At 57.0% G+C, this 2,588-nt stretch carries 2 protein-coding genes; both read right to left on the bottom strand.

The window, feature by feature from the left end:
• A partial coding sequence (locus ACTH5D_RS17755) for an AAA family ATPase (RefSeq protein ID WP_441673546.1) occupies positions 1–822 on the bottom strand: 822 nt, incomplete at its 3' end.
• A gap of 96 nt (positions 823–918) precedes the next feature.
• Positions 919–2,588, bottom strand: a 1,670-nt coding sequence (locus ACTH5D_RS17750) for a sigma-54-dependent Fis family transcriptional regulator (RefSeq protein WP_441673544.1), incomplete at its 5' end; no start/stop codon positions are given.

The raw sequence follows: 2,588 nt of genomic DNA, 5'->3' as shown, positions 1-2,588 counted from the left end.
AAACGCCAGTCGTTCGAGTAGGTGTGTGTCCTGCTCGTTTTTAACCAGCGCCCCGGCCATTGGGGGCAGCGCTTTGGATGGGTCGCGGTTGTAGAGGGCTTCTTGAGCAATATCGTCAGCCATCAGTAGCTTGAGCCAATCGACTAGCTCAGAGGTTGAAGGTCTTTTCTTTAACCCTGGCGCTTTACGTAGCTCGAAAAATACCTCTAAGGCTTCGCTGACCAGCTTGGGAGCGATATTCGGAAAGTGAACATCGACAATCGCCTGCATGGTTTCGCGGTCAGGGAACTCGATGTAGTGGAAAAAGCAGCGGCGCAGGAATGCATCCGGCAGCTCTTTTTCGTTATTCGAGGTAATGATAATAATTGGGCGCTTCTCGGCGCGGATAGTTTCACCGGTTTCATAAACGTGAAACTCCATACGATCCAGCTCTTGAAGCAAATCGTTGGGGAATTCGATATCGGCTTTGTCAATTTCATCAATCAGCAGCACTACGCGCTCATTAGCGGTGAAGGCTTCCCATAGCTTGCCGGGCTTGATGTAGTTGGCGACGTTCTCCACGCCTTCAACACCCAGCTGCGAGTCACGCAGGCGGCTGACCGCATCGTACTCGTATAAACCCTGGGACGCCTTGGTGCTGGATTTGATATGCCAGGTGATCAGTTGGGTATCGAAGGACTCGGCCAATTCTTCGGCCAGCAGGGTCTTGCCTGTGCCCGGCTCACCCTTGATCAACAGCGGCCGCTCAAGCACCACGGCAGCATTGACCGCCTGCTTGAGCGCATCAGTGGCAATATAGGAAGAAGTGGAGTCAAACGCCATGGAAGGGGCCTCGGCTTGTCGAATGCGTGTTATAGGATTCAAACAAGTGTACGTGAGGGGCACATCAAGGCCAACAGCCTTCTCTATGGTATCTTTTTACCCCTGCCAATTTGGTGGCACGATGCCTTGGCGCTGCATTTGCCGGTAGACCGTGGGCCGCGAAACCCCCAATTCACGAGCCACGGCGCTTATGTTCCAGCGGTGCTCCTTAAGCATTTCCAGCAGTGTGTGGCCAGTGTCGCCATGAGCGTCTGCAGACAGGGGAGGTGCCTGCCGGGTAATGCGTTGGTTTAGGCACTGTTCGGGTAGGTCGTGAACGGTGATTTCGTCGCTTTCCGAGGTGGCCAGGGCAAAGGTCAGCGCATTTTTTAGCTGGCGGATATTGCCCGGCCAGGCGTAGGCGAGCAGGGCGCTGATGGCATCGGCCCGTAGGCGGGGCGAATGACGATCGCCGCGTTCGCTGACCACGTCGTTAAACACCTGACGAATCACGTAGAGCTTATCGGCGCGTTCGCGCAGCGCGGGCAGGCGTAGTTGGGCCCCGTTAAGGCGGTAATAGAGGTCTTCGCGAAATTCTCCCTGTTGGATCATCGCATCGATATCACGATGGGTGGCGGTAATCACCCGTATATCTACTTTCACAGGCGTATTGGCACCCAGCGGCATGACTTCCCGTTCTGCCAGTACGCGCAGTAGCCGGGTTTGTAGTGCTAGCGGCATATCGCCGATTTCATCCAAAAACAGTGTGCCGCCATGGGCCTGGGGAATCAGCCCGCGCATCCCTTTGGCGCGCCCACCGGTAAAGGCGCCGGGTTCATAGCCAAACAGTTCGCTCTCGATGAGTGCTTCCGGGATTGCAGCACAGTTAACCGCAATAAAGGGGCCCTTAGACCGATTGCCGCTATCATGCAGGGCACGGGCAACGACCTCTTTGCCCGTGCCGGTTTCTCCGCTAATCAGTACATTGACTCTGGTTTCGTTACGCAGCCTATCCGCTAGCTTCTGCACCTTGCGCATAGCAGGATCGTCACCGCCCAGCCGAACCAGTGGCTCCAGAAGGCCGGAGGGAGCCGGTTGCGCTTGAGCCGGGCGAGGGCGGCGTGGTTCCAGCAGGCTAATAAAATAAATGGTGTTGTCGACTCTGGCACGAAAAGCGCGCAGCTGATCGTCGGTGGCGCTGTTGATGCTAAGAACATCGGCGATATCACACTCGAATAACTCTCCTAGCATGGGCGTAGGGTTCAGCGACCAGGGCGGCCAGCGGCGCTGGTGTTCGGCAATCAATTCGCGGCCTATCGCATTGGCGGCAATCACTTGCCCGTTCTCTTCAATGGCGATGAGCCCGCGTCCGTTAACGTGCACAAACTCCCGCGAAGTGTCCAGGCGCACCATCAGGCAGTCCCGGTAGCGCTGCAGAAAATAGGCATCCTCAATCATGCGCGCATAGAGCGTCACCAGCGAGAGACTAAAATTTTGGCTCTCATGCTGAGCAGGCGATTGCAGTGCCGAGATATCCAGCACGGCCATCACATTGCCCTGGGGGTCGGCGATAGGGGCGGCGGTGCAGGTGAGCGAAATATGCGAGGCGTCGAAGTGCTCCTGGCGGTGACAAATGATTGCTTGGCGGTCGTGCAAGCAGGTGCCCACGGCGCAGGTGCCCGCAAAGCGCTCGTCCCAATCGGCACCCAGATAGAGGCCTGCTCTGCGCAACTGCTGGTCTTGGTTAGGGTCGCCGCGAAACTCAACGGTAATGCCGCGGTGGTCGG

Origin of the sequence: Halomonas sp. (genome assembly GCF_052095695.1) — a bacterium.
Taxonomy (GTDB): Bacteria; Pseudomonadota; Gammaproteobacteria; order Pseudomonadales; family Halomonadaceae; genus Vreelandella.
Note: the sequence above shows the minus strand (reverse complement) of the source record. Positions and strands in the feature narration are given on the sequence as shown.